The sequence below is a fragment of the Massilia terrae genome, assembly GCF_024753145.1.
GTDB classification, from domain to species: Bacteria; Pseudomonadota; Gammaproteobacteria; order Burkholderiales; family Burkholderiaceae_D; genus Telluria; species Telluria terrae.
Map to the genome: position 1 here is coordinate 192,996 of NZ_JANUGU010000002.1, position 26,651 is coordinate 219,646.

Consider the following 26,651-nt stretch of genomic DNA (forward strand, 5'->3'; position numbering starts at 1 on the left):
CGGTGGCTGCAAAAACGCTACACTAAGCAGAGAATAAAACTACTGTATAAAAACACAGTATAACCGAAGGACGCCCGATGCGAACCACTTCCCTGCTCTGTTTCGGCAGCGCCGCCGGCGGCGGCAACCCGGCCCTCGTGGTCGCGGACGGCCCGGCCGACCCGGCCGCGCGCCAGGCGCTGGCGCGCGCGCGCAACACCACCGTCGTCTGCATCGACCGCGCCGCGGGCGCGGAGGGCCACGCGGCGGCCGGCGCCCCGCCCGTGCTCGACTACTGGTACCCGCACACCCGCAGCCCGCTGTGCCTGCACGCCACCCTCGCCGCCGCCGCCGTGCTGTTCGCCGAAGGAAGAACGTCGTTCCCGCGCACGCGGCAACCCCATCTTGCCGGCACCCCGCCCACGCTGGCCGTGACCACCGCCATGCGCGCCCAGCCGCTGGTCCTGTCGCGCGCAGGCGACGACTACTACGTGCGGCTCGCGGTGCAGCCGGCCCCGACGCTGGCCCGGCTGCCCGGCCTCGCCGCCCTGCTCGGCCAGCCCGTGATCCCGGCCAGCGCGCCCCAGGTAGCCTCGGTCGGCAGCCCCAAGCTGCTGGTCGAAGTGGCCGACGCCGCCACCCTGCACGGCCTGCGGCCCGACCTGGCCGCGATCTCGGCCTGGGGCAAGGCAGCCGGCGTGAACGGCATCTACGCCTGGTGCCGCCACCCGGACGGCCGCTACGAGGGCCGCAACTTCAACCACCTCGACCCGGCGCTGGAAGACAGCGCGACCGGGGTGGCGGCGGGCGCGCTGACGGTGCTGCTGGGCCACGGCCTGACCCTGCAGCAAGGCCGCGCCACCGGCCGCGATTGCCTGATCCGCACCCGCATCGAGCACGGCGCGATCCTCATCGGCGGCCGCGTCACCCCGCTGCCCTAAGCCACGCCACCAACCCAAAAACCGTCGCCCCGGCGCTCCCGTTTTCGTCCAGCGTAAACCGGCGCGCCGCCGCCGTCGCCACGATACCGGTGGTCAAGCCTCCGTTGCTGCAATGACACACCCGTTTTGCACCGCAGCATGGTTGTTAGCTAACATGGCGGTCTTCACCCAGGAGGCCCCGTGTTCCCACTTAAACCGCTGCGCCACGCAGTCTTGATCAGTCTTTATGGCGGCGCAGTCGCCGCCCTCGCCCCGGCCGCCCAGGCCCAAACCGGCGATGCCCCGCCAGCGGCCGCCCCGATGGCCACCGTCAGCGTGGTCGGCTCGCGCCGGGTCGGCACCGCCTCCAGCACCGACACCCCGGTGCCGGTCGACTTCATCCCGCTGACCAAGGCCGCCGAGCAAGGCGGCCAGTTCGACCTGGCCCAGACCCTGGCCTACATCTCGCCCTCGTTCAATTCGACCCGCCAGACCGGCGCCGACGGCGCCGACCTGGTCGACTCGGCCGCCTTGCGCGGGCTCGGCTCCGACCAGACCCTGGTGCTGATCAACGGCAAGCGCCGCCACACGGTGGCCCTGGTCAACCTGTTCGGCGCCCGCAACCGCGGCAACACCGGCACCGACATGAACGCCATCCCGCTGCTGGCGGTAAAGGACGTGCAGGTGCTGCGCGACGGCGCCGCCGCCCAGTACGGCTCGGACGCGATCGCCGGCGTGATGAACATCGAACTGAAGAAAAGCCTGGGCTGCGAAGCCGTGGCCGGCGCCGGCGAATACTCTAAGCACGACGGCAAGAACTGGCTGAGCTCGGCCTACTGCGGCGTGGCCATGGCCGGCGGCGTGCTCGGCATCACCGGCGAATACGCCCACCGCGGCCGCTCCAACCGCGCCGACGCCGACAACCCGCGCATCATCGGCGACACCAAGGTCAACAACCAGACCGTCTACCTGAACGGCGAATTCGCGGCCGGCGACGGCAAGCTGTACCTGACCGCCGGCGCCCAGAACCGCGACGCCTCGTCCGGCGCCTGGGCCCGCGGCGGCCTCGGCTCGGACGACATCCCCTCGCGCAATTCGGCGGCCATGTACCCGAACGGCTTCGTGCCCTTCATCAACGGCACCATCGACGACCGCTACGGCACCATCGGCTACCGCACCCGCCTCGGCGACGACTGGCACATGGACCTGTCGCAGACCTACGGCTCGAACCGGATGCTGTACGACATCAGCCACACCCTGAACGCCTCGATCGCCAACCTCGACCTGATCAAGGGCGGCAAGGGCATCAGCCCCGACCACTTCAATGCCGGCGGCTTCCAGTTCCGCCAGCTGACCACCAACGCCGACTTCTCGCGCTTCTACCCGGCCGTGCTGGAAGGGATGAACGCCGCCTTCGGTTTCGAGTACCGCAAGGAGAACTACCAGATCTTCGCCGGCGAACCCGGTTCCTGGATCGACGCCGACGGCGTCGGCTTCGGCGGCAACGCCGGCAGCCAGGGCTTCCCCGGCTTCCAGCCGGGCGACGCCACCGACAAGGACCGCCACAGCCACGCCGCCTACATCGACGTCGAGACCGATGTGACCCAGCGCCTCAAGCTGCAGACCGCGCTGCGCTACGAGCACTTCTCCGACTTCGGCTCGACCGTGAACGGCAAGCTGGCCGCCGCCTTCAAGGCGCTCGATGGCGTGCTGCTGCGCGGCTCGGCCAGCACCGGCTTCCGCGCGCCCTCGCTGCAGCAGGCCTACTTCTCGTCCACCTTCACCGACTTCATCAGCGGCGTGCCGATGGACGTGGTGCTGGCGCCGAACGGCGGCAAGGTCGCCAACGCGGCCGGCATCCCCAAGCTGCATGAAGAGAAATCGAAGAACTACACGCTGGGCCTGACCTGGTCGCCGACCGCGGCCACCTCGCTCACGGCCGACTTGTACCGGATCAACATCGACGGCCGCATCGTGCTGTCGGGCCGCTTCGACGCCGACAACTACCCGGCGCTGGGCGCGACCCTGTCGGCGCTGGGCGTGGGCCAGGCCCAGTTCTTCGTCAACTCGGTGGATACGCGCACCCAGGGCCTGGACCTGACGGTCTCGAACCGCAGCACGCTCGGCGCCGGCAAGCTGGTGACCTACCTGGCCGCCAACTTCAGCAAGACCGAAGTGACCGGGGTCCACGCGCCGGCCGCGCTCAAGGGCTTCGAGGACGTGCTGCTGTCCGACCGCGAGCGCCTGTTCATCGAACAGGGTGCGCCGCGCCGCAAGGCCACGCTCGACTTCGACTACACGCTGGGGCAGCTGGAGACGGACTTCAAGATCATCCACTTCGGGCCGCAGACGCTGGGCACGTTCTCGGGGCCGCCGGTGCCGAACCAGTACTACGCGCCGAAGACCTCGGCCGACCTGGCGTTCACCTGGGCGTTCACCGACAAGACCAAGCTGACGGTCGGCGCCAACAACATCTTCAACGTGCACCCGAGCCTGCAGAACCCGGACGAGACCGACAACGGCTTCAAGTACGAGAGCGTGCAATTCGGCCTGAACGGCGCCTCCTACTTCGCGCGCGTGTCGCACAAGTTCTAAGCACTTCCCCGTCGTCCCCGCGCAGGCGGGGATGACGGTTTTCAGCTAACGATTAAATCAGGCAGCCGGAAACGTCACGGTCGCCGACAGACCACCCAGCCGCGCCGACTCCCCCAGCACCAGCTTGGCCCCATGCCGCTCCGCGATCGACTTGATGATCGCCAGCCCCAAGCCACTGCCCTGCGCCTCGCTGCCCGCGATCCGGTAGAAGCGGTCGAACACCCGCTCTCGTTCCTCCGGCGCGATCCCGGGCCCGCTGTCCTCCACGCACAGCTCCGGACCCGCGGCCGTGGCCCGCACCGACACATCCACCGTACCGCCGCCTGGCGTGTACTTGACCGCGTTGTCGACCAGGTTGCGCACCAAAATATTGAGCGCCTCCGCCCGCCCCTGCACCACGACGGGCGCGGCCTGCTGCAGCCCGAGGTCGACCTGGCGCGCCTGCGCCACCGACACCAGGTCGGCCACCGCGCGCCGCGCCAGCCCGTCCAGCTGGACCGGCTGCCTGTCGGCCACGCTGGCCTCCTGGCGCGCCAGCACCAGCAGTTGCTCGACCAGCCGGGTGGCGCGCTCGATGCCGGCGGTCAGGCGCGCCACCGCCAGCTGGCGCGCTTCCACGCTGTCGGCGCGGCCCAGGCTCTGGGCCTGCAGCTTGAGCGCGGCCAGCGGCGTGCGCAGCTCGTGCGCCGCGTCGGCCACGAAATTCTGCTGCGCGTCGAAGGCCGTGCGCACCCGCCCGAACAGCAGGTTCAGCTCGCGCACCAGCGGCTGCACCTCGTCCGGCAAGCCGTTCTCCGACACCGGCGACAGGTCGTCGGCCTGGCGCGCCGCCACCTGCGAGCGCACCCGCTCGACCGGCTCCAGCGAACCGCTGACCACCCACCACACCACCAGCATCAGGATCGGCATCATCACCGCGATCGGCCCCAGCGTGCGCAAGGCCAGGTTGCGCGCCAGGTTGCTGCGCACCGACAGGTCCTGCGCCACCTGCACCGTCTGGTTATTCGACTGGATCGAATACACCCGGTACAGGGTGCCGTTGGCGCGCACATTGGAAAAGCCCAGCACCGCGCGCTGCGGCAGGCGCGCCCGCGACACGCTGTGGAACACCTGTACCCCGTCCGGGGTCCACACCTGCACCACCAGGTCGTCGCTGCCGCTGCCCGGGTCGACGTCGCCGAACGCGCCCTGGCTGGCCGCCAGCGGCGCGTTCGAGCGCAGCGACAACGCCATCTGCTGCATGTTCAGGTCGAAGATATTGTCGGCGTCGCGCAGCGCCGTGCGGTAGGCGATCGAGGCCTGCGCCATGGCCGCGATGGTGATCGCCGCCAGCAGATACCACAGCAGCCGGCCGCGCAGCGAGTGGGTCAGCTTGCGTACCCGCCTCATGCCTTGGGCACCATGTAGCCGACGCCGCGCACGTTCTGGATCAGGTCACTGCCGAGCTTCTTGCGCAGGCCGTGGATGTAGACCTCCACCGCGTTGCTGCTGACCTCGTCGCGCCAGCTGTACAGCTTTTCCTCGAGCTGGGCGCGCGACAGCACCGCGCCCGGGCGCGCCACCAGCGCCTCCAGCACCGCCCATTCGCGCGCCGACAGCGCCACCTGGTGGCCATCCACCGTCACTTCGCGGGTGGCCGGGTTGACCGCGATGTTCTTGTACTCGAACACCGGCTCGGCACGGCCGGCGGCGCGCCGCAGCAGCGCGCGGATGCGCGCCAGCAGCTCGTCCAGGTCATAGGGTTTGAGCACATAGTCGTCGGCGCCGGCATCCAGCCCGGCGATGCGCTGGGCCACGGCGTCGCGCGCGGTGGCCACCAGCACCGGGGTGCGGTCCTTCCGCGCGCGCAGCGAGCGCAGCACGTCCAGCCCGTCCTTGCGCGGCAGGCCCAGGTCGAGCAGCACCAGGTCATAGTTCTGGTTCTGCAGCAGGGCCGTGTCGGCCATTTCGCCATCCTTCACCCAATCGACGGCGTAGTGCTCGGCCCTGAGCAGGTCGAGCACTACTTCGCCGATCATCGTATCGTCTTCCACCAGCAACAGCCGCATCAACGCCCCCGTTTCTGTCGAACCAAGCGCAGGTGGTAGACGCTACGACCCTTAACCGATCCGCACTGGAATGAAGATTTTGTCATCCCCGCGTTGGATCAGCAAGGCCACGGACTTGGTGGATTTCGCCACCACGTCACGTACCTGGGCAACCGAACTGACCGGTTTCCCGTTTACCGACAACAGCACATCCCCCGGGCGCACGCCGGCGATCGCCGCCGCCCCGCCCGCATCCTCGATCACCAGGCCCGCCGGCAGCCCGCTCTCGCGGCGTTCGGCCGGATCGAGCGGGCGCAGCGCCAGGCCCAGCTTGGCGCCGGAATCGGCGCTGGCCACCTGCTCCGGCGCGGCCGGCTCGCCCTGGTCGCTGGCCAGGGTCGCGTTCAGGTGCACCAGCTTGCCGTCGCGCCAGACGTCGAGGCCCACTTTCTCGCCCGGCCGCGCCAGCGAGATCAGCGACGGCAGGTCGCCGGAGCTGACGATGTCCTGGCCGTTCACCTTGCGGATCACGTCGCCCGCCTTCAGGCCGGCCTTGTCGGCCGGGCTGCCGCGGCTGACGGTCGACACCAGCGCGCCTTCCACCGTGTCGAGCTTGAACGAATCGGCGAAGCCCTGGTTCACGTCCTGCACCGCCACGCCCAGCTTGGCGTGCTGCACCTTGCCGGTGGCGAGGATCTGGTCCTTCACGCGCACCGCGACATCGATCGGGATCGAGAACGACAGGCCCTGGAAGCCGCCGCTCTCGCTGTAGATCTGCGAGTTGATGCCGACCACTTCGCCACGCGTATTGAACAGCGGGCCGCCCGAGTTGCCCGGGTTGACCGCGACGTCGGTCTGGATGAACTGGGTGGTGTCGCCCGGCAGGCTGCGGCCCTTGGCGCTGACCACGCCGGCGGTCACGGTGCTTTCAAGCCCATATGGCGAACCGATCGCCAGCACCCATTCGCCGACCTGCAGGTTGCGGGTTGAACCGAGCGGCACCACGGGAAGGTTTTTGGCCTCGATCTTCAGCACCGCGACGTCGGTCTTGGCGTCCGAGCCGAGCACCTTGGCGCGGTACTCGCGGCGGTCCTGCAGCTTGACCGTCACCTCGTCGGCGTCGCGCACCACGTGCGCATTGGTCAGGATCACGCCGTCCGCGCTGACGATGAAGCCGGAGCCTTCGCCGCGCATGGTCGGCGCGCCGTTCGGCAGGCCGCCGCGGCCGCCGCGGGGCATGCCGGGGATGCCGAACTGGCGGAAGAACGAGAACGGGTCGTCGTCATCCATTTGCGGCGCGTTGCGCTGGCGCGCGCTGGTCTTGGTGCCGCCCACCACCTGGACGTTCACCACCGCCGGGCCGTTGCGCTTGACGATTTTGGTGAAGTCCGGCAGCGCCACCTGCGGGTCGGCCGGGGCCGCCGTTGCCGGGGCCACCTGGGCCACCGGGGCCTGCGCCGCGGCCGCGGCGCCCTCGGCCATTGCGTTATTGTGATTGACCGCGATTGCGCCCACCGCCCCGCCAATCACACCCGCGGCGCACAGCGCCAGCGTGAGACGTTTTGCGGTGATGGCCATCGAAGCACCTTCGTTTTGCATTTCCGTACTCCTGTTCTGGAAGAGATTATTGGTTGGGAATTTCTGTGCTGCCACGACATTATCTTGCTCCGGCAGACTTAGAACATGCTTAAGCTTGGGCTGGCCAGGGCGACAAAAAGGGCGCCCGCGGGCGCCCTCTCCTGCCTTACGGCCGGGCGTGCATTACGCGGCTTTCTGTTCCAGCGTCTGCACGTTGTTGGTGTTGCCGTTGCCGTCGGTGATCTGGATCTTGCGCGGCTTGAAGGCTTCCGGCACTTCACGCACCAGTTCGATGGTCAGCATGCCGTTGTCGAACGAGGCGGCGGTCACCTTCACATGGTTGGCCAGCTGGAAGCGCTGCTCGAAGTCGCGGGCGGCGATGCCACGGTGCAGGAAGGTCTTCTGGGCATCATCCTTGTGCTTGCGGCCGGTGACGGCCAGGGTGTCGCGCTCGGTGAGGATTTCCACTTCGTCGCGCGAGAAGCCGGCCAGCGCCATCACGATCCGGTACTGGTCTTCGCTGACCAGTTCGATGTTGTACGGCGGGTAGCTCGGGGTGTCGGCGCGCTGCTCCAGCAGGCTGGCCAGGCGGTCGAAGCCGATGGCGGAACGGTACAGCGGTGCAAGGTCAAAAGTACGCATGGTCATATCCTTTCAGTATTTAAGCGATATAGGGTGTCGGACCTCCGTGGAGCATCCGATGTCCCCCATCTAATGGCAGGTCTTTCCCATTTCAAGGCGTACGAAATAAGATTTTTTTCGTCACGCACAAAATTTTATTTCTGACGGTTCCGTCGGGCATTGCTTGTTGCTACACTCTTCCGCCACCGGCCGCGCCCGGTTCCCCGACGTCCAACCTGAACGGTTTCGAACAATGCCTGCACACCTGAGTTTTCCTTCGCTCGCCGCCCGCTCGGCATCCGCGCTCACGCTCGCGCTCGCCCTGGCCTTTCCGGCCGCCGCCGAGGTCCCGGTCCCGGTCGACCAGCCCTATCCCGGCACCATCGGCCTGACGGTCGATGCGACCGACCTGTCGCAGCAGATCTTTCGCGTGCGCATGAGCATCCCGGTGCGGCCGGGCCCGCTGACCCTGCTGTATCCGCAATGGCTGCCGGGCAACCACGGCCCCAGCGGCCCGCTGACCCAGCTGGCCGGGCTGAAGCTGTCGGCCAACGGCAAGGCGGTCGAGTGGACCCGCGATCCGGTGCAGGTGTTCGCCTTCCACCTGAACGTGCCGCAGGGCGCCAGCACGCTGGAAGCGGAATACCAGTACCTGTCGCCGCTGGACGGCAACCAGGGCCGCATCACGATGACCGACGACATCCTCGGCGTGCAGTGGCCGTCGGTGACCCTGTACCCGGCCGGCTACGTGGCGCGCCGCATCAATGTGCAGGCCAACCTGCTGCTGCCGGCCGGCTGGCAGTACGGCACCGCGCTCGAAACGGCCGAACGCCAGGGCAATGCAGTGCACTTCAAGCCGACCGACCTCGAAACCCTGGTCGACTCGCCGCTGTTCGCCGGCCGCTACTTCAAGCGCATCGACCTGGCGCCGGGCGCCAAGGTGCCGGTGATGCTGAACATCGTGGCCGACACGCCCGAAGCGCTGGAAGCCAAGCCGGAGCAGATCGCGGCGCACCGCGCGATGGTCGAGCAGGCCGCGAAACTGTTCCGTTCGCACCACTACGACCACTACGATTTCCTGTTTGCCCTGTCGGATGAATTCGGCGGCATCGGGCGCGAGCACCACCAGTCCAGCGAGAACGGCACCAAGGCCAGCTACTTCACCGAATGGAGCAAGGGCGAAGCCGGGCGCGACCTGCTGGCGCACGAGTACACCCACTCGTGGGACGGCAAGTTCCGCCGCCCGGCCGGCCAGGACGTGCCGAACTTCAACACCCCGCTGCAGAACAGCCTGCTGTGGGTGTACGAGGGCCAGACCCAGTACTGGGGCAATGTGCTGTCGGCGCGTTCCGGCATGTTCTCGCAACAGGGCGCGCGCGACGCCTTCGCCGCCGCCGCCGCCCACTACGACGCGGTCAAGGGCCGCGACTGGCGCGCGATGCAGGACACCGTCAACGACCCGATCATCAACGGCCGCCGTCCGCTCGGCTGGGCCAACTGGCAGCGCAGCGAGGACTACTACACCGAAGGCATGCTGATCTGGCTGGACGTGGACACCCGCATCCGCGAAATGTCGGGCGACAAGCGCTCGCTGGACGACTTCGCGCGCGCCTTCTACGGCGTCAACGACGGCAGCCACCTGCCCTCCTTCTACAACTTCGACGACGTGGTGGCGGCGCTGAACCAGGTCCAGCCCTACGACTGGGCGAACTTCCTGCGTGCCAAGCTCGACGGCCACGGCCCGGGCGCGCCGCTGGACGGCCTGGCGCGCGCCGGCTGGAAGCTGGTGTACACCGACACCCCGACCGACTACATCAAGAGCGGTGAGGAGCGCAGCAAGGCGACCGACTTCAGCTATTCGCTGGGCTTCTCGGCCAGTGTGGAAGGCAATATCCGCAATGTGGTGTGGGATGGGGTGGGCTTCCGTGCCGGGCTGGCGGCCAACAGCAGCATCGTGGCGGTCAACAACCGCGCCTACAAGGGCGCCCTGCTGAAGGCGGCGATCAAGGAAGCCAAGGAGAAGCACCAGCCGATCGAGCTGCTGGTCAAGAAGGGCAACACCTTCCGCACCGTCAAGCTGGAGTATTACGAAGGCCTGCGCTACCCGCGCCTGGAGCGGATCGCGGGGACCAAGGATCGGCTGGAGGAGATCTTCAAGGCGCTGAAGTAATCACCGCGCATCTGGGTGAATAAAGAACGTCGTGCTCGGCAGTGCCGGGCACGACGTTCTCCTTGTCAGCCGCTGTGCCGCGGCGCGAATGCCGAGCGTGAGGATGCATGAATTTTCCCGCCCTCAGGCTTGGGGTCCACCTTGCCACCTCGTGTCAGTCTGGAGCAAGCTGGATGCGCATTCGCCAAGGACACCCGCCGAGCAGCCACATCCTGCGAACCGCACGTGATACGGCCTTGCGTTCTTCACCCAAACAAGCCATGCAAAAACCAGCGCGGCTCGGCATCTTCGGCCGAGCCGACGATGCGTTCGCGGAACACCCAGTACAGCGCATGGTCCTGCCCTTCCGCCACGAAGTAATCGCGGGCCTGCGTGTCGTCCCACCAGCCCGCCTCGATGCGCTCCGGATTGGATGCCATCTTCAGCGGTGAACCATAGAACGGCCGGTGGTCGCGCATCAATAGCGCGATCGGCTTGGCCAGCATCCACACCGGCCGCGGCAGGCTGTGCACGTCCGGCGGCAGCTGGGCCGCGCGCTCGGACGGCCGGATCTTGCGGTCCAGCGGCACCCACGCGTTGGCCACCTCGGGCCGGTAATCGGCATACGGCGCCGCCTGCAGCACATTGTCCGCCCCCAGCCGCGCCACCAGCAGCTCGAACATGCGCTTGCGGTCTTCCTCGGTGCCGCCCGGCTCCGGGAACAGCGATTCCGTCGGCGGCGCCATCGGCTGCAGCTGCACCGCTTCCAGCCCCAGCCCGATCACCGGCGCGTCCAGCACGGTCTTGCCCAGGCGCTCGCGCAGCAGGCGTACCAGGTGCTCGTCGTGCCAGGTCGGCTCGGCCAGCGCGATGTCGATGAGGGTGGGCGGCCGCGCCACCCTGCCACGCTCGTGCACGAGCTTGAGCGTGACGCGCTCGGCCGCGAGCTGGCGCGCGCACAGCCAGCCGGTCAGCTGCAGCACCAGCCGGTGCGCGCCAGCCAGCAGCGCGTCCGCATGCTCGATGCGGTCGAACAGCTCGATGCGGGCGTTAAAGGTTGTTGGCGGCTCGATCCATTCGAACAGCTCGGGCAGCGAACCGTAGGCGGCATCGAGCAGGTCGATCAGCGGCCGCCCGCAGCGCCGCTGCAGGCCGGGCCGTGGCAGGCGCCGCAGGTCGGCCAGCGTGAAGCAGCCGATGCCTTCGAACCAGGGCAGGAAGGGCCGCGCCGGCGGCGGCGTGGACACCGGCAGCCGGTCCAGCCGGCGCATCATGGAGGCCGGCTTAAGCGCGCGTCCGGCGCGCCCCCGCGCCAGCAGCCAGGCGCCGCGCGCGGTGGGTGCGCAGGCGAGGATGCCGGTGAAGCCGAGCGCGCGCAGGTTGGCGCGGATGCGGCTGCACAGCCGGCGCACGCCGCCGAACAGGCGCAGGCTGGCGCCGACGTCCATCAGCAGCGTCGCTTCCTCGCCTTCGGTGACCAGCGGCGTGTACTGCAGCAGCGCCAGCGCCACCGCGCCCAGCGCCTCGGTCTCGCGCGCGGGATCGCGCTCGTGCAGGCGCGCCTCGGGCATCAGCATCAGCACGCTGCCACGCCGCATCCCCGGCAGCACGCCGGCCGCGCGCGCCGCCGGCGACACCGCCAGCACCCGCTCCTGCTCGAGCACGACGCTGCCGGGGTCACTGGACCAGGGCTGGCTGAAGACCTCGAGCGGTAGCTGGGGCAGGTAGAGGCCGATCCAGAGGCGCATGGCGCTGCAACAACGATGGGGTGAGTGGGAGGAACAGCGGCGCGTCGCGCTGCGGTCCCCGGCGTTTGATGAAATCGAGCTCGATGCCGCCGGCCGCCGGGCGCAGGGCCAGCCGCAGCGGCGCGGGCGAGGCGTCCTGCGCGGCCACCAGCGGCCGGAACAGGAAGAACAGGGTTTCGCCCTGCTGGGCCGCCAGGTGCAAGCGGCGCAGGCTTTCGCCGCGCGCGTGCTGCTGCCAGAACAGCAGCGCGCCGCAACTGCCGCTCTTGAGCACCTGCTCGGCGGCCCACAGGGCGTCCGCGTTGCGGCTGCTGCGCACCCAGACCAGCTGGGCCGGGTCCAGCCCCAGCGCGGCCAGCGCCAGGCCCTGCGGCGCGTGCGGCGGCGCCACCAGCACCACGCGGCGCGGCGCCACCTTGGCCAGCGCCGGCTGCAGCAGGCGGACTTCGCCGATGCCTGCCTGCTGCACCAGCAAATCGACCAGGGTGCCGACCGGCCAGCCGCCGCCCGGCAGCTGCGCCGACAGCGCGGCATGGCCGGTATCGACGCAGCGCGTGTTGGCATGCGCGAGCTGCGAAGCGCGCCACAGCGCCGGATGCAAATCCTCCGGCGCGGCAATGGATGCGGAACAGGTCATGGGAAATGGAAGAGAAAGTACTGTATAAACGTACAGTACCCGTTCGACCCGCTTTTGGCAAGGGCGAAGCGCCAATCGTGCGCGCCGGGCCTCACCCCCGCGGCAAAAGATGGAATAATGATCATTCTTTCCGCATTGCACGCACCAATGATCCCAGCCCTCCCTTCTCGCCCTAGCCAAGCATGAGCGACATGCAATTGACCGGCGCCATCGTGTTCGCCCTCGCCCTGCTGCACACCTTCAGCGCCAAGCGGTTCGAGCGCCTGGCGCCGCGCTTCCCGCGCCACGCCGGCCTGTTGCACCTGCTGGGCGAAGTGGAAGTCGTGTTCGGTTTCTGGGCCTTCGTGCTGATGCTGCTGATGGCCCTGTTCGAAGGCGGCGCCGCGGCCACCGCTTACGCCGAATCACGCCATTACGCGGAACCACTGTTCGTATTCGTGGTCATGGTGACCGCCGCCTCGCGCCCCGTGCTGGACGCGGTGCGCGCCCTGCTGCAGCTGGTCGCCCGCATCGTCCCGCTGCGCGCCGAGGTGGCGCTGGCCTGGCTCGGCCTGGCGGTGGTGCCGCTGGCCGGCTCCCTGATCACCGAGCCGGCCGCGATGACCCTGGCGGCCCTGATGCTGGCCCCGCTCGTGTTCCATCGAGGCATGCTCGAATGGCTGAAATACATGGCGCTCGGCGTGCTGTTCGTCAACGTGTCGATCGGCGGCACCCTGAGCTCCTTCGCCGCCCCGCCGGTGCTGATGGTGGCCAACAATTGGGGCTGGGACAGCGCCTACATGCTCCAGCACTTCGGCTGGCGCGCCGCCCTCGCCGTCCTCATCAATGCCACCGGCGCCACCGTGCTGCTCAGCAAGCACCTGGCGCCGCCGCCGGCCGAGGAAGACGGCCGGCCCCCGGTCCCGCTCGCCGTGCGCGCGATCCACCTCGCCTTCCTCGCGGCCGTGGTGCTGCTGGCCCACCACCCGGTGCTGTTCCTCGGCCTGTTCCTGCTGTTCCTCGGCTACACCCAGGCCTACCACCGCTACCAGGACGCGCTGATCCTGCGCGAAGGTTTGCTGGTCGGCTTTTTCCTCGCCGGCCTGGTGGTGCTGGGCGGCATGCAGCAATGGTGGCTGCAGCCGCTCGTGTCCAGCCTCGGCCCGACCGCCCTGTTCTTCGGCGCGCTGGGCCTGACCGCGATCACCGACAACGCCGCCCTCACCTACCTGGGCTCGCTGATCGCCGGCCTGTCCGGGCACGCCAAATATATGCTGATGGCCGGCGCCGTTGCCGGCGGCGGCCTGACCGTGATCGCCAACGCGCCCAATCCGGCCGGGGTCGCCCTGTTGCGCAACGGCTTCAGCGACGCCTCGATTGGCGCGGTGGGCTTGTTCCTGGGCGCGCTTGCCCCCACTATCGTGGCAGCGGCACTTTTCCTGATCTAGCGCTTCCACGGCCACGGAGGGATTGATGAGCGACGACGTACTGACCAGCAAGGCCGGCACCATCGAACGCTGCTGCCAGCGGGCGCGCGAGGAATACGAGAAGGACCCGACCACCTTCGTGAGCGACCTCACGCGCCAGGACGCGGCCACCCTGAACGTGATCCGGGCCTGGGAGGCGGCGGTGGAAATGGGCGACTACGTGCTGGCCCAGGGCGAAGGCGCCCTGGCGCGCGACGAGCGCGAGGTCATCAGCCTGCTGGCCGAACGCGGCTGGATCGACGCCGCCCTGGCCGAAGACCTCCAACGCAGCGGCGAGTTTTGCCGCGCAGAATGGGATTACCAGGCCAGCCCGCTGCCGGCCCTGGTCGCCATCCTGAAGCGCGGCCTGACCGACTTCGAAGCCTACGCCGCCACCATGCTCAACCTTGGCAAACCGAATTGAGATTCCTATAGGCAGCGACTATCTATCGTATGCCGCGACTTTGCAATTGAGGCTACCATCGGCTGCGTCCGACTCGCCTTCAGCACGGCGCCGCCGGACTCCCGCACGGATCAGGAGACCAGCCGATGGAATCGAAGGACGCCCTATCCCGCAGCACCTGCCCCGCCCCCGCCATTCGCATGGCCGCGGCAATCCCGGCGCCTGAGCGCGCATCCCTGACCAACAGCCAACCACCCTGCGCGGCTCAGCGGCGCAACCATCCGACCACCAGGCCGAACAGGCGCTCGACCAGGAATCCGAACGAACGGGTCGGGATCTGCTGGCCTGGCGTGCCAGCGTAATTGCAGCGCGGAATGTGCGACATGTTGAGGGCCTCCAAGGTTTCCAAAACAGAATAACTTTCGCGCAAGGTCCCCTTCTGTGCGCTGCCGCTCATAGCAGCGTTAACACAACAATTTTCGTGGAGGTGATGACATCGAGATTCCCCAGGGTAGCGAGTGTCCCCGCACGATTGAGCCACCTCAAACGTGCCACGCGCCGCCCCTCTAACCTGAGCCTTCACACAAGGGCTCGCCGACGTTTTGACAACAGGAGATACGACATGAGCTATATGGATCGCGACAAATACGGCATGTACAAGGACAAAAGCCGCACCGGCCCCGGCCCGGCGCTGATGGGGGCTGATACGCTGATCGGCGATACCGTGGTCAACGGTGCTGACGACGACCTCGGCGACATCAAGGAAATCATGCTGGACATGCAGACTGGCCAGGTGGCCTACGCCGTGCTTGCCTTCGGCGGCTTCCTCGGCATGGGCGAAAAGCTGTTCGCCGTCCCGTGGCAGGCCTTGCACCTGGACACCGCCAACAAGCGCTTCGTCCTCAATATCGACAAGGCGCGCCTGAAAACCGCCCCCGGCTTCGACAAGGACGCCTGGCCGGACATGAGCGACGTGACCTGGTCGAACCAGATCCACAGTTTCTACGGCACCGATCCGCACCGCAGCGGCGCACCGAGCATGGGCCCGGGCGTGGCGACGGGTGGCATGGTGTCGGGCATGGGCGGCGCCGGCGCCGGCCGCGGCATGGGCGCGGGCATGGCTGGCAGCTCCAGCGGCGCCGGCAGCTCCTCGCTCGGTTCCGGCGGTGGCACGGGCGTCGGCTCCAACACCACGCGCAACCGCGACCTCGACAACGATATTTAAGTTGCCGCCACCCAGCGTCCTCGCACGCTCGGGCACACACCTTCGAAACCCTGACGACCTCGTCAGCCAGGCCTGCCAACGGCAGAGCTAGCGGAGCTATTTCCCCCGCGCAAGCGGGGGCCACGGCTCTGCCGGGACGCTGGCCAAACAAGGTCGGAACAAGATAGGAACGTCGTCGCCAAACTTCGCAAATTGAGCACGTCGTCCCCGCGAAGGCGGGGGCCCCATTTTGCACGTGCCGACGCGAACGCCAGCGGAACGCCAGCGGGAGGCCGCCGCCTGCGCTCAACGCTGCATCGACTCCCACACCTTCTGCAGCCGCTTGGGCGACACCGGCATCGGCGTGCGCAGTTCCTGGGCAAACAGCGACACCCGTAACTCCTCCAGCAGCCACCTGAACTCGACCATGCGCGGATCCAGGTTCTTGCCCGGCTGGTTCTTCGACACCCGCTGGAACTGGCTCGCTGCGTTCTGCCACTCCGTCATCAGCTGCGCATCGCGCGCCGGATTGCCGCGCAGCTTTTCGATGCGCACATGGATCCCCTTCACGTAGCGCGGGAAATGCGCCAGCTGGCTGTACTCCGTGTCCGCCACAAAGCGCTTGTGCACCAATTCCTTCAGCTGCGCCTGGATATCGCTCGCCGCCTGCTGCGGCAGGCTCTGCAGCTTTTTCGGCAAGGTATAAAACTCGCCCAGGATCTGCCCCGCCAGCCGCGCGATCTCGTTGATCAGCAGGCCGAGCCGACCTTTGCCCTCGTCCTTGCGCTTGTTGAACGAGGCCGCATCGGTCGGCAGCGGATCCTGCAGGCAAGCGATGTCGATCGCCTTGCTGATGATCTGGTCGCGCAGCTCCTCCTGCGTGCCCACCGACATGAACTGCATGCCCATGTTCTGCAGTCCGGGAATATTCTTCTCCGCAAACTTCAGCTGGTCCTTGAACTGCAGCGCGAACAGCCGCCGCAAGCCCACCCGATGCGTGCGCGCCGCCACGTTCGGATCGTCGAACACCTCCAGGTCGCAGTGCGTGTTCTTGTCGACCAGCGCCGGGAAGCCGATCAGCGTCAGCTTGCCCTGGCTGATCTCCAGCAGCTCCGGCAGCTCGCCGAAGGTCCAGCCGGTGATATTGCTGTGCTGGCTGACCACCGGCTCCGCCGCTGGCGCGGCCGCAGCTTTGCTGGACGCGGCGGTAGCAGGCGCCGCGCCACCGCCGCGCGGCTTCTCGGAAACTGACGGCGTCAGTGTCGGCGCCGCCTCCGCCATGCGCTGGAAGCTCTGGCGCGCCTGTCCGCCCAGCTCCGCCTGCAGCGAGGCCAGGTTGCGTCCCATGTCCAGCTGGCGCCCGTGCTCGTCGATCACCTTGAAATTCATGAACAGGTGCGCCGGCAGCGTCTCCAGCTTGAAGTCGCTGGTCAGCACCTGCACCCCGCCCGTCTGCGAGCGCACGTCCGCGATCAGCGCATCGATCAGATCCCCGCGCCCGAACCTGCCCGCCTCCTGCACCCGCTCCGCGAAGCGCGCCGCGAATTCCGGCAGCGGCACGCAATGGCGGCGCAGCTTCTGCGGCAATGACTTGAGCAGCAGGTGCACCTTCTCCTTCAGCATGCCCGGCACCAGCCACGCCGCGCGCTCCTGCGGGATCTGGTTCAGCGCGAACAGAGGCACCGTCATCGTCACGCCATCGCGCACGCTGCCCGGCTCGAAGTGGTACGACAGACCCATCTCGATCCCGGTCACGTTCATCGTCTTCGGGAACAGCTCCGTCGTCACGCCCGCGGCCTCGTGCCGCATCAGCTCTTCGCGGATCAGGTAGAGCAGCTTCGGATTCTCGCGCGAGGCGTCCTTGTACCACTTGTCGAAGCCCGCGCCGTTCACGACGTCGGAGGGAATCTCCTTGTCGTAGAACGCGTAGATCAGCTGGTCGTCCACCAGCACGTCCTGGCGCCGCGATTTGTGTTCCAGGTTCTCGATCTCGCGCACCAGCTTCTGGTTGTGCGCGAAGAACGGCGCGCGCGTGTCGTAGTCGCCGCCGACCAGCGCGTCGCGGATGAAGATCTCGCGCGCCTCCATCGGATTGTGCAGCGCGTAGTTGATGCGGCGCTGGCTGTACACTACGATCCCGTACAGCGTCGCGCGCTCGCTCGCCGTCACCTGCGCCGGGCGCTTCTCCCAGCGCGGCTCGCCCCACGATTTCTTCAGCAGGTGCGCGCCGACCTTCTCCACCCACTCCGGCTGGATCTGCGCGATGGTGCGCGCATACAGGCGCGTGGTCTCGACCAGCTCCGCCGCCATCACCCACTTGCCCGGCTTCTTCGACAGCGAGGAGCCGGGCCAGATGTGGAACTTGATGCCGCGCGCGCCGAGGTACTGGCCGCCCTGCTCGTCCTCGCCCTTGAATCCGATATTCCCCAGCAGGCCGGTGAGCAGCGCCAGGTGCAGCTGGTCGTAGGTGGCCGGCGCCTCGTTCATGCGCCAGCCCTGCTCCTTGACGATGGTGAGCAGCTGCGAATGCACGTCGCGCCACTCGCGCAGGCGCAGCTGCGACAGGAAGTTCTCGCGGCAGGCCTCCTGCAGCTGGCGGTTCGACTTCTTGTGCTCGATCGCCTGCCCGAACCAATTCCAGATCTTCAGGTAGGACAGGAACTCGCTCTTCTCGTCCGCGAACTTCTTGTGCTTCTCGTCGGCCTGCTGCTGGTACTCCATCGGCCGGTCGCGCGGATCCTGCACCGACAGCGCCGACGCCACGATCAGCATCTCGGTCAGGCAGGCGCTGTCCACCGCCGCCAGGATCATGCGGCCCACGCGCGGATCGAGCGGCAGCTTGGCCAGCTTGCGGCCCAGCGGCGTGAGCTGGTTGACCTCGTCGACCGCGCCCACTTCCTGCAGCAGCTGGTAGCCGTCCGCGATCGCGCGGCCCTGCGGCGGCTCGATGAAGGGGAAGCTCTCGACATCGGTCAGGTGCAGCGACTTCATGCGCAGGATGACCGCCGCCAGCGACGAACGCAGGATTTCCGGGTCGGTGAAGCGCGGCCGCTGCGCGAAGTCGGCCTCCTCGTACAGGCGGATGCAGACGCCGTCGGCCACGCGGCCGCAGCGGCCGGCGCGCTGGTTGGCGGCGGCCTGCGAAATCGGCTCCACTTGCAGCTGCTCGACCTTGTTGCGGAAGCTGTAGCGCTTCACGCGCGCCAGGCCCGCGTCCACCACGTAGCGGATGCCCGGCACCGTCAGCGAGGTCTCGGCCACGTTCGTCGCCAGCACGATGCGGCGCGCGTTCGTGGTGCGGAACACGCGGTCCTGCTCCTCCACCGACAGGCGCGCGAACAGCGGCAGGATCTCCACGTGCGGCGGATGATGCTTGCGCAGCGCCTCGGCGCAATCGCGGATCTCGCGCTCGCCCGGCAGGAACACCAGCACGTCGCCCTGGCCCAGGCGCGCCAGCTCGTCGACGCCATCGACCACGGCGTCGATCAGGTCGCGCTTGTCGCGCGCGGCCTGCGCCTTGGTGACCTTGTTCGGATCGGTCCCCGGCGGCGAAACGACTTCGCTGTCCACCGGCCGGTAGCGCACCTCGACCTTGTACAGGCGGCCCGACACCTCGATCACCGGCGCCGGCTTCTCCGGCGTGCCGAAATGGCGCGCGAAGCGGTCGGCGTCGATGGTCGCGGACGTGATGATCACCTTCAGCTCCGGCCGGCGCGGCAGGATCTGCTTCAGGTAGCCGAGCAGGAAGTCGATGTTCAGGCTGCGCTCATGCGCCTCGTCGATGATGATCGTGTCGTAGGCCCGGAGCAGCGGGTCGGTCTGCGTTTCGGCCAGCAGGATACCGTCGGTCATCAGCTTGACCGAGGCGCCCTTCTGCAGCGTGTCGGTGAAGCGCACCTTGAAGCCGACATGCTCGCCCAGCGGCGTGCCCAGTTCCTGCGCAATGCGCTTGGCGGTGGACGACGCCGCGATCCGGCGCGGCTGCGTGTGGCCGATCAGGCCCTTCGAACCGCGCCCCAGTTCGAGGCAGATCTTGGGCAGCTGGGTGGTCTTGCCCGAACCGGTTTCGCCGGACACGATGACCACCTGGTTCTCCTGCACCGCCTTCGCGATCTCCGCGCGGCGGCTGGAAACCGGCAGCTCCTCCGGGAACACGATCGGCGGCAGCGGATTGCGGAATGGCGCTTCGTCCGCCGCACGCGGCTCGCGCCTGCCCTCGCCCGGCTGGCGCGGTTCGCGGCGCCCCGGCTGGCCCTCGCCACGACGCTCGCCGCGGCGCTGGCCGTCCCCGCGCGCCGGCTGGCCCGCGCCTCCTTGCGTCTCTTGACGGCGCTCGCCAGCACGCTGCTCCTTCTGTCCCTGCCCGGCCGCCAGCGCGTCGCGCCGCGATGCGTTATGCTCGGGCCGCGGCGCGCGGCGCGCTTGCGCATCCGATCCGCGCGCGCCATCGCCGTCCTGCCGCTTGCGGTGGTCGTTCGAACTGGGGGAAGACGCGCGCGCCGATGGCGGCGAAGGCTTGTTACTCTGCTCAGACATTGTTTTTGAAGGTATTTGGTGCGCTGATTGCGCAGCGAATTATAATGCGGCAAATATGGAAAACCCTATCCAATTCGTCCAGTGGCTGCGTTCCGTCGCGCCTTACGTCCACGCCTTCCGCGGCAAGACTTTCGTCGTCGCCTTCCCGGGTGAGCTGGTCCATGCCGGCGCCCTGCCGGTGCTCGCGCACGACCTGTCGCTGCTGGTCGCACTCGGCATCAAGGTCGTCATCGTGCACGGCTCGCGGCCCCAGGTCGCCGAACAGCTAGCGCTGCGCAACGTCGAGGGCCGCTTCCACGACGGCATCCGCATCACCGATGGCGCCGCGCTCGAATGCGCGAAGGAAGCCGCCGGCGAACTGCGGCTGGATATCGAAGCCGCCTTCAGCCAGGGTCTGCCCAACACGCCGATGGCGCACGCCGGCATCCGCATCATCTCCGGTAATTTCGTCACCGCGCGCCCGCTTGGCGTGATTGACGGGATCGACTTCGAACTCACCGGCGTCACCCGCAAGATCGCGGCCGAGACCATCCACCCGATCCTCGCCACCGAGAACAGCCTGGTGCTGCTGTCGCCGCTGGGCTTCTCGCCCACCGGCGAAGTGTTCAACCTGACCATGGAAGACGTGGCCGTCTCGGCCTCGATCGCCCTGCACGCGGACAAGCTGATCTTCATCACCGAGACCGAGATGATGAAGGACCTCGGCGGCGGCGAGCTGCGCGAGCTGTCCTCGCACCAGGCCGAAGCCGTGCTGCAGGCCGACTTCCTGCCCAGCGATGCGGCGTTCTACCTGCAGCACGCGATCAAGGCCACCAACGCCGGCGTCGACCGCGCCCACATCGTGCCGTTCCAGATGGACGGCTCGGCGCTGCTGGAGCTGTTCACCCACGACGGCGTCGGCACCATGATCAGCCACGAGAACCTCGAGAGCCTGCGCCAGGCCACAATTGAGGACGTCGGCGGGATTATCAAGCTCATTGAACCGCTCGAGGCCGACGGCACCCTGGTCAAGCGCGGCCGCGAGCTGATCGAACGCGAGATCGACCAGTTCTCGGTGATCGACCACGACGGCGTGATCTTCGGCTGCGCAGCACTGTACCCCTTCCCGGAAGCGAAGATGGCCGAGATGGCATGCCTGACCGTCAATCCCGACGCGCAGGCCCAGGGCGACGGCGAGCGCATCCTCAAGCACATGGAGAACCGCGCGCGCGCCGCCGGCATGGGCAAGCTGTTCGTGCTGACCACCCGCACCTCGCACTGGTTCAAGAAGCGCGGCTTCGTCACCGCCACGGTGGACGACCTGCCGAAGGACCGCCAGCACATGTACAACTGGCAGCGCAAATCGCAAGTCCTGATCAAGCAACTATAATTTCATCTTCACGAACAGATTCAGGAGCAAAAACAATGGCCCGCACAGTCCACTGCATCAAGCTGAACAAGGAAGCCGAAGGACTCGACTTCCCGCCTTACCCGGGCGAGCTGGGCAAGCGTATTTACGAATCGGTATCGAAGGAAGCCTGGGCAGGCTGGCTGAAGCACCAGACCATGCTGATCAACGAAAACCGCCTGAACATGGCGGACGCCCGCGCCCGCAAGTACCTGGCGGCGCAAATGGAAAAGCACTTCTTTGGCGAGGGCGCGGATCAGGCTTCCGGCTACGTTCCGCCGACGGCCTGATCCAAGTTCACGGCTGCTCAACGAAATGGGGTTCCCGCGCAGGCGGGAACCCATAGAACGCATGAGGTGCCGCGCAAACAGCGTCGCCCGTTAGCTCAGCATGCATCCCCGCCTGCGCGGGCACGACGTGCCGAAGCACTCACATCCGCTTGCACTGCCTCAGCTCGCAGCGCGCCATGTACACCTTGCCATCCCCGCACTGCATCCGGTAGACCTCCACCGGCCCCGGCTCCGTCACCAGCCCGGCGCCCATTCCGCCGCTGCACTGCGCGCGGCTGGCCATCTTTTCCACCGTCGCCGACGACACCCCGGCCCTGAACGGAATGCGCTCGATCGGCACCCCATCCGCCAACAGCTGCGCGACCGGCGCGGCCTTGGCCAGCGGCGCCGGCGCAGTGTCGGCGGGTCGATGAAAAGCCGAGCAGCCACCCAGCACCATCAGCGCGAGCACCAGCAGTCGTTTCATCTTCTCCTCCCCGGTCAGAAGGTCAGCTTCTTCACGCCGTCCGCGGTCCCCAGCAGGCACACATTGGCGCCGCGCTGCGCGAACAGGCCCACCGTGATCACGCCCGGCATCTGGTTGATCTGCGATTCCAGCGCCACCGGATCGGCGATCGCCAGCCCGGCCACGTCGATGATGTGCGCGCCGTTGTCGGTCACCACCGGCTCGGTGCCCTTCACGCGCAGCTTCGGCTGCCCGCCCAGCGCCACCAGCTGGCGCATGATCGCCTGCCCGGCCATCGGCACCACTTCCACCGGCAGCGGGAATTTGCCCAGCACCTGCACCAGCTTGGAGCCGTCCGCGATGCACACGAATTTGTCCGACACCGACGCCACGATCTTTTCGCGCGTGAGCGCCGCGCCGCCGCCCTTGATCATCGCGCCGCTGGCGGTGATCTCGTCGGCGCCGTCCACGTACACCGAGATGCGCTCGACGTCGTTCAGGTCGAACACCGGAATGCCGTGCCCGCGCAGGCGCTCGGCGGTCGCTTCCGACGACGCCACCGCGCCCTTGATGCGCTCTTTGATCTTGCCGAGTTCGTCGATGAAGAAGTTCGCCGTCGAGCCGGTGCCGACGCCGATGATCTCGCCATCCACCACGTAATCGATGGCGGCGCGCGCCACGGCCTGTTTGAGTTCGTCCTGGGTCATGATGTTCGAATGTGAAGAGGAATACGCCATTTTAGCGGATCGGCCACCGTCGCCGCCATTTCCCCCTTAGTCGGACAAGCAACCGTACAAGTGACGTCCTTCGTGCGCGTCCGCCCCGATGTGGCGCACCACCAGGACGCCACCGCCCTGGCGTACCAGGCAGAAGCGCGCTTCGTAAGCCTGCGCCGTGCCGCGCGCCTCGATCCGCACCTGGTACACCCGCCCCGGCTCCAGCTTGGCGGCCGGCGACTGCGGCAGCGCCTGGACCCGGCCGCCGTACGGGATGCACATGCTGAAATTGACCGGAAAGGTGCGCTCGGCCGGCATCGCCATCCGCCACAGCAGCGGCTTCCTCGCGTGCGGATCGGTGACCGTCACCGCATCGAAATCGGGCGCGCCACGGCGCTGCTCCTCGCGCTCGGAGATGGTGAAGCACGGCTCGCCATTCGCGCTGGCGCGCACCTCCGCCTCGCCCACGCGCACGGGATTGGCGGACACTTCGCAGGCTGCGGCCAGCAGCAGGCAGCAAAACAGGACCCTCATGGACGGACCTCGGACGTCGGATTGAAAGAACCCGTCCAGCCTAAATTGTTGCCATGAGGAAGTTATTGAGATTTCGCAAATGCGTGCGGCGTGCGTAGCAGCCGCGCCGCGGCCCCGCGCGGCAGGTTGGCGCGGCTGTGCGGCGCGTGCAGGAAGCCCGCCAGCACCGACTCGAACAAGGCCAGGCTGTCGCGATAACGGCGCTGGCTCATCGCCTCCGGCCCCAGGTGGCGCAGCGCGAAATAATCGGCCAGCAGCTCGCCCTGCGCTTCCATATTGTAGTCGGCCAGGGTCGCGCCTTCGCGCAGCGCGTAGCGGTACGACAGCCCAAGCCGGACCACGCCGCGCAGCCGCACCGGATAGCCCAGCTGGTGCTGCCACACGTGCACCATCTCGTGCATGAACCAGTGCCGCGCCGGCAGGTCGCCGCGGGCGTAGTCCTGCAGGAAGCAGGAATGGTGGAAGTAGATGCTGCCGTTCGGCGACATCGCGCAGTTACGCGGCTGCAGGCCGAACGGAAGATAGGGACGGTTGTGGACGCGCACGCGCGAGTAGTCGATGGCGTCGCCGAACAACAATGACGCCATCGCGATCTCGCCCGCCGTCAGCGGGCGCGCCCGCCGCTCCACGGGCTTACTTGCCGAGGGCGGCGGCCGCCGAGGCCAGCTCCGTGATCAGGTCCCAGTCGCCGGCCTTGATCGCATCGGCCGGGGTCAGCCACGAACCGCCCACGCACGCCACGTTCTTCAGCGCCAGGAACTGCGGCGCGGTCTCGATCGAGATGCCGCCGGTCGGGCAGAAGGTCACGTCCGGCAGCGGGCCGGCGATCGCCTTCAGCATGCCCACGCCGCCCGCCGGCACCGCCGGGAACAGCTTGAGCTGGCGGAAGCCGGCTTCGCGCGCGGCCATCACTTCCGACGGCGTCATCACGCCCGGCAGCAGCGGCAGGCCGCTCTTCTTGGCCGCGTCGATCAGCGCCGGGGTCAGGCCCGGCGACACGCCGAACACCGCGCCCGCATCGCGCGAAGCGGCGAATTCTTCCGGCTGGGTCAGCGTGCCGACGCCGACGATCGCGCCCTCGACCTGGCTCATGGCGCGGATCGCGTCCAGGCCGTGCGCGGTGCGCAGGGTCACCTCCAGCACGCGGATGCCGCCCTTGACCAGCGCGCGCGCCAGCGGCACGGCGGTGTCGGGGTCGTCGATCGCGATCACCGGGATCACGGTCGCCGAGCGCATGATGTCAAGCAGGTTCGTGGTAGTCATTTCGGATTCCTGATCAAAAAGTCTTCGTCTGAGCCGGGCATGATCTCGCCGCTGTCGGCGCCTTCATGCAGCGGCACGGTGGTGTCGATGGGCGACGGCAGCGGGAAGGTGCAGGCGCCATGCTCGGCTTCGCTGACGGCGTGGCGGAACACGGAGAACAGCTCGCGCCCCATGCCGATGTGGCTGGAGGTGAGGTCGCAGGTCGCCAGCTTGCGCGCGACCCAGACGTCTTCCGGCACCAGCGCGTCCAGCGTGCCGGCCGTCGCGTCGACGCGGATGATATCACCATCGCGCACCAGGCCGAGCGGACCGCCGGCCAGGATCTCCGGCGACACGTGGATCGCCGCCGGCACCTTGCCCGACGCGCCGGACATGCGGCCATCGGTGACCATCGCCACGTGGTGGCCGGCGTCCTGCAGGTTGGACAGCGCCGGCGTCAGCGCGTGCAGTTCCGGCATGCCGTTGGCACGCGGGCCCTGGAAGCGGATCACGGCCACGAAGTCCTTGTTGAGGTGGCCGGCCTTGTAGGCATGCATGAAGGCTTCCTGCGAATCGAAAGTCAGCGCGGGCGCCTCGACCACGTGGTGCTCCGGCTTCACCGCCGAGACCTTCATCACCGCGCGGCCCAGGTTACCTTGCACCAGCACCAGGCCGCCGTTGGCCTGGAACGGGTTCGAGGCCGGGCGCAGCACGTTCTCGTCGCCGCTCTTTTCGGGCAGGTCGCGCCACACCGCCTTGCCATCCTCGCCGATGAACGGTTCCTTGCAGTGGGCGCGCAGGCCGCGGCCCAGCACCGTGTTCACGTCCTCGTGCACCAGGCCGGCATCCAGCAGCTCGCGGATCACGAAGCCAGGGCCGCCGGCGGCCTGGAAGTGGTTCACGTCGGCGTCGCCGTTAGGGTAGATGCGGGTCAGCAGCGGCACCACTTTCGACAGCGCGTCGAAGTCGTCCCAGTCGATCACGATGCCGGCAGCGCGCGCGATCGCGATCAGGTGCAGCGTGTGGTTGGTCGAGCCGCCGGTCGCGTGCAGCGCGGCGATCGCATTGACGATGCTCTTCTCGTCGACGATGTGGCCGACCGGCGTGTAGTGACCGCCCTGCTGCGAAATGTGCACGGCCTGGCGTGCCGCGGCCGCGGTCAGCGCGTCGCGCAGCGGCGTGCCCGGCGGGATGAAGGCGGCGCCCGGCAGGTGCAGGCCCATCATCTCCATCAGCATCTGGTTGCTGTTGGCGGTGCCGTAGAAAGTGCAGGTGCCGGCGCTGTGGTAGGCCTGCGATTCGCATTCGAGCAGGTCTTCGCGGGTGGCCTTGCCCTGCGCGTACAGCTGGCGCACGCGCGCCTTTTCCTTGTTCGACAGGCCGGTGGACATCGGGCCGCCCGGCACGAACACCGCCGGGATGTGCCCGAAGTGCAGCGCGCCGATCAAGAGGCCCGGCACGATCTTGTCGCAGATGCCGAGATACAGGCTGGCGTCGAACATATTGTGCGACAGCGCGATGGCGGTCGACATCGCGATGGTGTCGCGCGAGAACAGCGACAGCTCCATGCCCGGCTGGCCCTGCGTCACGCCGTCGCACATGGCCGGCACGCCGCCCGCGAACTGGGCCACCGCGCCGACTTCGCGCACGGCTTCCTTGATCACGCGCGGGTAGTACTCGAAGGGCTGGTGCGCCGACAGCATGTCGTTATAGGACGAGACGATCGCTACCGACGGCTGCTTCTGCTCGCGCAGCTTGAGCTTGTCGTTGGCGGGAAATGCGGCGAAGCCGTGTGCGAGGTTCGTGCACGCCAGCGTCCCGCGCTGCACGCCACGCACCCGCGCCGCCTCCAGATGCGCCAGATAAGCACGGCGCGACGCCCGGCTGCGTTTAATGATCCGCTGGGTAACCTGTTCGACTACGGGGTGCACCATGATGGGTTCCTTGTGAATTGGAATTCTGAAATTTTACTACGAATTTGGAGATTCCGGTTTGAAAATAGCAAGCGCACCACGCCTCCATAGCTACCGTCATTCCCGCGCAGGCGGGAATCCCGTCTTGTTTGCATTTCCTTATATCTGAGACGGCGGCTGCGCATGAAAAATGGGGTTCCCGCCTCCGCGGGAACGACGGCGGCGGGCCGGCGCGAAGCGCGAGGCGGCGGCGCCAAAAATAATTTGTAGTGATTTTACGCG

Annotated in this window: 21 protein-coding genes; 8 read left to right on the forward strand and 13 right to left on the reverse strand. The window is 67.8% G+C overall.

Features of this window, described 5'->3' with window-relative positions:
- Nucleotides 1–77: 77 nt before the first annotated feature.
- Together NX778_RS08120 and NX778_RS08125 are read left to right on the forward strand one after the other, a co-directional pair.
- Entirely contained in the window at nt 78–920 is an 843-nt protein-coding gene (locus NX778_RS08120) for a PhzF family phenazine biosynthesis protein (RefSeq protein WP_258811218.1), read from the forward strand.
- A 180-nt stretch (nt 921–1,100) separates the two neighbouring features.
- Complete coding sequence (locus NX778_RS08125; RefSeq protein WP_258811219.1) at nt 1,101–3,494, forward strand: TonB-dependent receptor plug domain-containing protein; 2,394 nt, start codon at nt 1,101–1,103, stop codon at nt 3,492–3,494.
- Nucleotides 3,495–3,551: 57 nt separating this feature from the next.
- Here the strand turns inward: NX778_RS08125 and NX778_RS08130 are convergent, their stop codons facing one another.
- The 4 genes from NX778_RS08130 to NX778_RS08145 form a co-directional block, all read right to left on the reverse strand.
- Complete coding sequence (locus NX778_RS08130) at nt 3,552–4,883, reverse strand: ATP-binding protein (RefSeq protein ID WP_258811220.1); 1,332 nt, start codon at nt 4,881–4,883, stop codon at nt 3,552–3,554.
- Entirely contained in the window at nt 4,880–5,542 is a 663-nt protein-coding gene (locus NX778_RS08135; protein WP_258811221.1) for a response regulator, read from the reverse strand. Before NX778_RS08135 ends, NX778_RS08130 begins: the two co-directional genes overlap by 4 nt.
- Before the next feature lie 51 nt (nt 5,543–5,593).
- Nucleotides 5,594–7,120, reverse strand: a complete 1,527-nt coding sequence (locus NX778_RS08140; protein ID WP_258811222.1) for a Do family serine endopeptidase — start codon at nt 7,118–7,120, stop codon at nt 5,594–5,596.
- Between the two features lie 162 nt (nt 7,121–7,282).
- Nucleotides 7,283–7,741, reverse strand: a complete 459-nt coding sequence (locus tag NX778_RS08145; RefSeq protein ID WP_258811223.1) for an Hsp20 family protein — start codon at nt 7,739–7,741, stop codon at nt 7,283–7,285.
- A 232-nt stretch (nt 7,742–7,973) separates the two neighbouring features.
- Between NX778_RS08145 and NX778_RS08150 the strand changes: the two genes are divergently transcribed.
- Entirely contained in the window at nt 7,974–9,890 is a 1,917-nt protein-coding gene (locus NX778_RS08150; RefSeq protein WP_258811224.1) for a M61 family metallopeptidase, read from the forward strand.
- Between the two features lie 245 nt (nt 9,891–10,135).
- Here NX778_RS08150 and NX778_RS08155 read toward each other — a convergent pair whose 3' ends face one another.
- Together NX778_RS08155 and imuA are read right to left on the reverse strand one after the other, a co-directional pair.
- Entirely contained in the window at nt 10,136–11,617 is a 1,482-nt protein-coding gene (locus NX778_RS08155; protein WP_258811225.1) for a Y-family DNA polymerase, read from the reverse strand.
- Nucleotides 11,547–12,254 carry a translesion DNA synthesis-associated protein ImuA gene (imuA, locus tag NX778_RS08160; protein ID WP_258811226.1) on the reverse strand — a complete coding sequence of 236 codons (708 nt, stop codon included), beginning with the start codon at nt 12,252–12,254 and terminating at the stop codon, nt 11,547–11,549. The genes NX778_RS08155 and imuA overlap by 71 nt, the downstream gene beginning before the upstream one ends.
- A gap of 182 nt (nt 12,255–12,436) precedes the next feature.
- Between imuA and NX778_RS08165 the strand changes: the two genes are divergently transcribed.
- From NX778_RS08165 to NX778_RS08175, 3 genes are all read left to right on the forward strand, one after another.
- Nucleotides 12,437–13,681 carry a putative Na+/H+ antiporter gene (locus tag NX778_RS08165; RefSeq protein WP_258811227.1) on the forward strand — a complete coding sequence of 415 codons (1,245 nt, stop codon included), beginning with the start codon at nt 12,437–12,439 and terminating at the stop codon, nt 13,679–13,681.
- A gap of 25 nt (nt 13,682–13,706) precedes the next feature.
- Nucleotides 13,707–14,123 (forward strand): type VII toxin-antitoxin system HepT family RNase toxin, encoded by a 417-nt coding sequence (gene hepT, locus NX778_RS08170; RefSeq protein WP_258811228.1) that lies wholly within the window; start codon nt 13,707–13,709, stop codon nt 14,121–14,123.
- A gap of 601 nt (nt 14,124–14,724) precedes the next feature.
- Nucleotides 14,725–15,327 (forward strand): PRC-barrel domain-containing protein, encoded by a 603-nt coding sequence (locus NX778_RS08175; protein WP_258811229.1) that lies wholly within the window; start codon nt 14,725–14,727, stop codon nt 15,325–15,327.
- Nucleotides 15,328–15,612: 285 nt separating this feature from the next.
- Here NX778_RS08175 and hrpA read toward each other — a convergent pair whose 3' ends face one another.
- A complete protein-coding gene (gene hrpA / locus NX778_RS08180) occupies nt 15,613–19,842 on the reverse strand; it encodes an ATP-dependent RNA helicase HrpA (RefSeq protein ID WP_258811230.1) in 4,230 nt (1,409 codons plus the stop codon).
- Nucleotides 19,843–19,897: 55 nt separating this feature from the next.
- On the opposite strand from hrpA, the gene argA reads away from it, so the two are divergent.
- Together argA and NX778_RS08190 are read left to right on the forward strand one after the other, a co-directional pair.
- Nucleotides 19,898–21,211, forward strand: coding sequence for an amino-acid N-acetyltransferase (gene argA, locus NX778_RS08185; RefSeq protein WP_258811231.1), 1,314 nt, complete (start codon nt 19,898–19,900; stop codon nt 21,209–21,211).
- A 35-nt stretch (nt 21,212–21,246) separates the two neighbouring features.
- Nucleotides 21,247–21,519, forward strand: coding sequence for an oxidative damage protection protein (locus NX778_RS08190; protein ID WP_258811232.1), 273 nt, complete (start codon nt 21,247–21,249; stop codon nt 21,517–21,519).
- Between the two features lie 139 nt (nt 21,520–21,658).
- On the opposite strand, the gene NX778_RS08195 is transcribed toward NX778_RS08190, so the two are convergent.
- The 6 genes from NX778_RS08195 to edd form a co-directional block, all read right to left on the reverse strand.
- Complete coding sequence (locus NX778_RS08195) at nt 21,659–21,985, reverse strand: hypothetical protein (RefSeq protein ID WP_258811233.1); 327 nt, start codon at nt 21,983–21,985, stop codon at nt 21,659–21,661.
- Between the two features lie 14 nt (nt 21,986–21,999).
- Entirely contained in the window at nt 22,000–22,671 is a 672-nt protein-coding gene (gene rpiA, locus NX778_RS08200) for a ribose-5-phosphate isomerase RpiA (RefSeq protein WP_258811234.1), read from the reverse strand.
- A 66-nt stretch (nt 22,672–22,737) separates the two neighbouring features.
- Entirely contained in the window at nt 22,738–23,214 is a 477-nt protein-coding gene (locus tag NX778_RS08205) for a hypothetical protein (protein ID WP_258811235.1), read from the reverse strand.
- 62 nt (nt 23,215–23,276) lie between these two features.
- On the reverse strand, nt 23,277–23,801 hold the full coding sequence (locus NX778_RS08210) for a Rhs element Vgr protein (RefSeq protein WP_258811236.1): 525 nt from the start codon (nt 23,799–23,801) through the stop codon (nt 23,277–23,279).
- 46 nt (nt 23,802–23,847) lie between these two features.
- The gene (gene eda, locus NX778_RS08215) at nt 23,848–24,477 is read right to left on the reverse strand and encodes a bifunctional 4-hydroxy-2-oxoglutarate aldolase/2-dehydro-3-deoxy-phosphogluconate aldolase (protein WP_258811237.1); all 630 of its coding nucleotides are present in this window, start codon (nt 24,475–24,477) and stop codon (nt 23,848–23,850) included.
- On the reverse strand, nt 24,474–26,393 hold the full coding sequence (edd, locus tag NX778_RS08220; RefSeq protein ID WP_258811754.1) for a phosphogluconate dehydratase: 1,920 nt from the start codon (nt 26,391–26,393) through the stop codon (nt 24,474–24,476). The genes eda and edd overlap by 4 nt, the downstream gene beginning before the upstream one ends.
- Nucleotides 26,394–26,651: the final 258 nt, after the last annotated feature.

Excerpts from the sequence above, each read along its gene's own strand:
- NX778_RS08120 (WP_258811218.1), top strand. The coding sequence starts at position 78 with ATGCGAACCACTTCCCTGCTCTGTTTCGGCAGCGCCGCCGGCGGCGGC.
- NX778_RS08130 (WP_258811220.1), bottom strand. The coding sequence starts at position 4,883 with ATGAGGCGGGTACGCAAGCTGACCCACTCGCTGCGCGGCCGGCTGCTG.
- NX778_RS08135 (WP_258811221.1), bottom strand. The coding sequence starts at position 5,542 with ATGCGGCTGTTGCTGGTGGAAGACGATACGATGATCGGCGAAGTAGTG.
- NX778_RS08140 (WP_258811222.1), bottom strand. The coding sequence starts at position 7,120 with ATGCAAAACGAAGGTGCTTCGATGGCCATCACCGCAAAACGTCTCACG.
- NX778_RS08145 (WP_258811223.1), bottom strand. The coding sequence starts at position 7,741 with ATGCGTACTTTTGACCTTGCACCGCTGTACCGTTCCGCCATCGGCTTC.
- NX778_RS08150 (WP_258811224.1), top strand. The coding sequence starts at position 7,974 with ATGCCTGCACACCTGAGTTTTCCTTCGCTCGCCGCCCGCTCGGCATCC.
- NX778_RS08155 (WP_258811225.1), bottom strand. The coding sequence starts at position 11,617 with ATGCGCCTCTGGATCGGCCTCTACCTGCCCCAGCTACCGCTCGAGGTC.
- imuA (WP_258811226.1), bottom strand. The coding sequence starts at position 12,254 with ATGACCTGTTCCGCATCCATTGCCGCGCCGGAGGATTTGCATCCGGCG.
- NX778_RS08165 (WP_258811227.1), top strand. The coding sequence starts at position 12,437 with ATGAGCGACATGCAATTGACCGGCGCCATCGTGTTCGCCCTCGCCCTG.
- hepT (WP_258811228.1), top strand. The coding sequence starts at position 13,707 with ATGAGCGACGACGTACTGACCAGCAAGGCCGGCACCATCGAACGCTGC.
- NX778_RS08175 (WP_258811229.1), top strand. The coding sequence starts at position 14,725 with ATGAGCTATATGGATCGCGACAAATACGGCATGTACAAGGACAAAAGC.
- hrpA (WP_258811230.1), bottom strand. The coding sequence starts at position 19,842 with ATGTCTGAGCAGAGTAACAAGCCTTCGCCGCCATCGGCGCGCGCGTCT.
- argA (WP_258811231.1), top strand. The coding sequence starts at position 19,898 with ATGGAAAACCCTATCCAATTCGTCCAGTGGCTGCGTTCCGTCGCGCCT.
- NX778_RS08190 (WP_258811232.1), top strand. The coding sequence starts at position 21,247 with ATGGCCCGCACAGTCCACTGCATCAAGCTGAACAAGGAAGCCGAAGGA.
- NX778_RS08195 (WP_258811233.1), bottom strand. The coding sequence starts at position 21,985 with ATGAAACGACTGCTGGTGCTCGCGCTGATGGTGCTGGGTGGCTGCTCG.
- rpiA (WP_258811234.1), bottom strand. The coding sequence starts at position 22,671 with ATGACCCAGGACGAACTCAAACAGGCCGTGGCGCGCGCCGCCATCGAT.
- NX778_RS08205 (WP_258811235.1), bottom strand. The coding sequence starts at position 23,214 with ATGAGGGTCCTGTTTTGCTGCCTGCTGCTGGCCGCAGCCTGCGAAGTG.
- NX778_RS08210 (WP_258811236.1), bottom strand. The coding sequence starts at position 23,801 with ATGGCGTCATTGTTGTTCGGCGACGCCATCGACTACTCGCGCGTGCGC.
- eda (WP_258811237.1), bottom strand. The coding sequence starts at position 24,477 with ATGACTACCACGAACCTGCTTGACATCATGCGCTCGGCGACCGTGATC.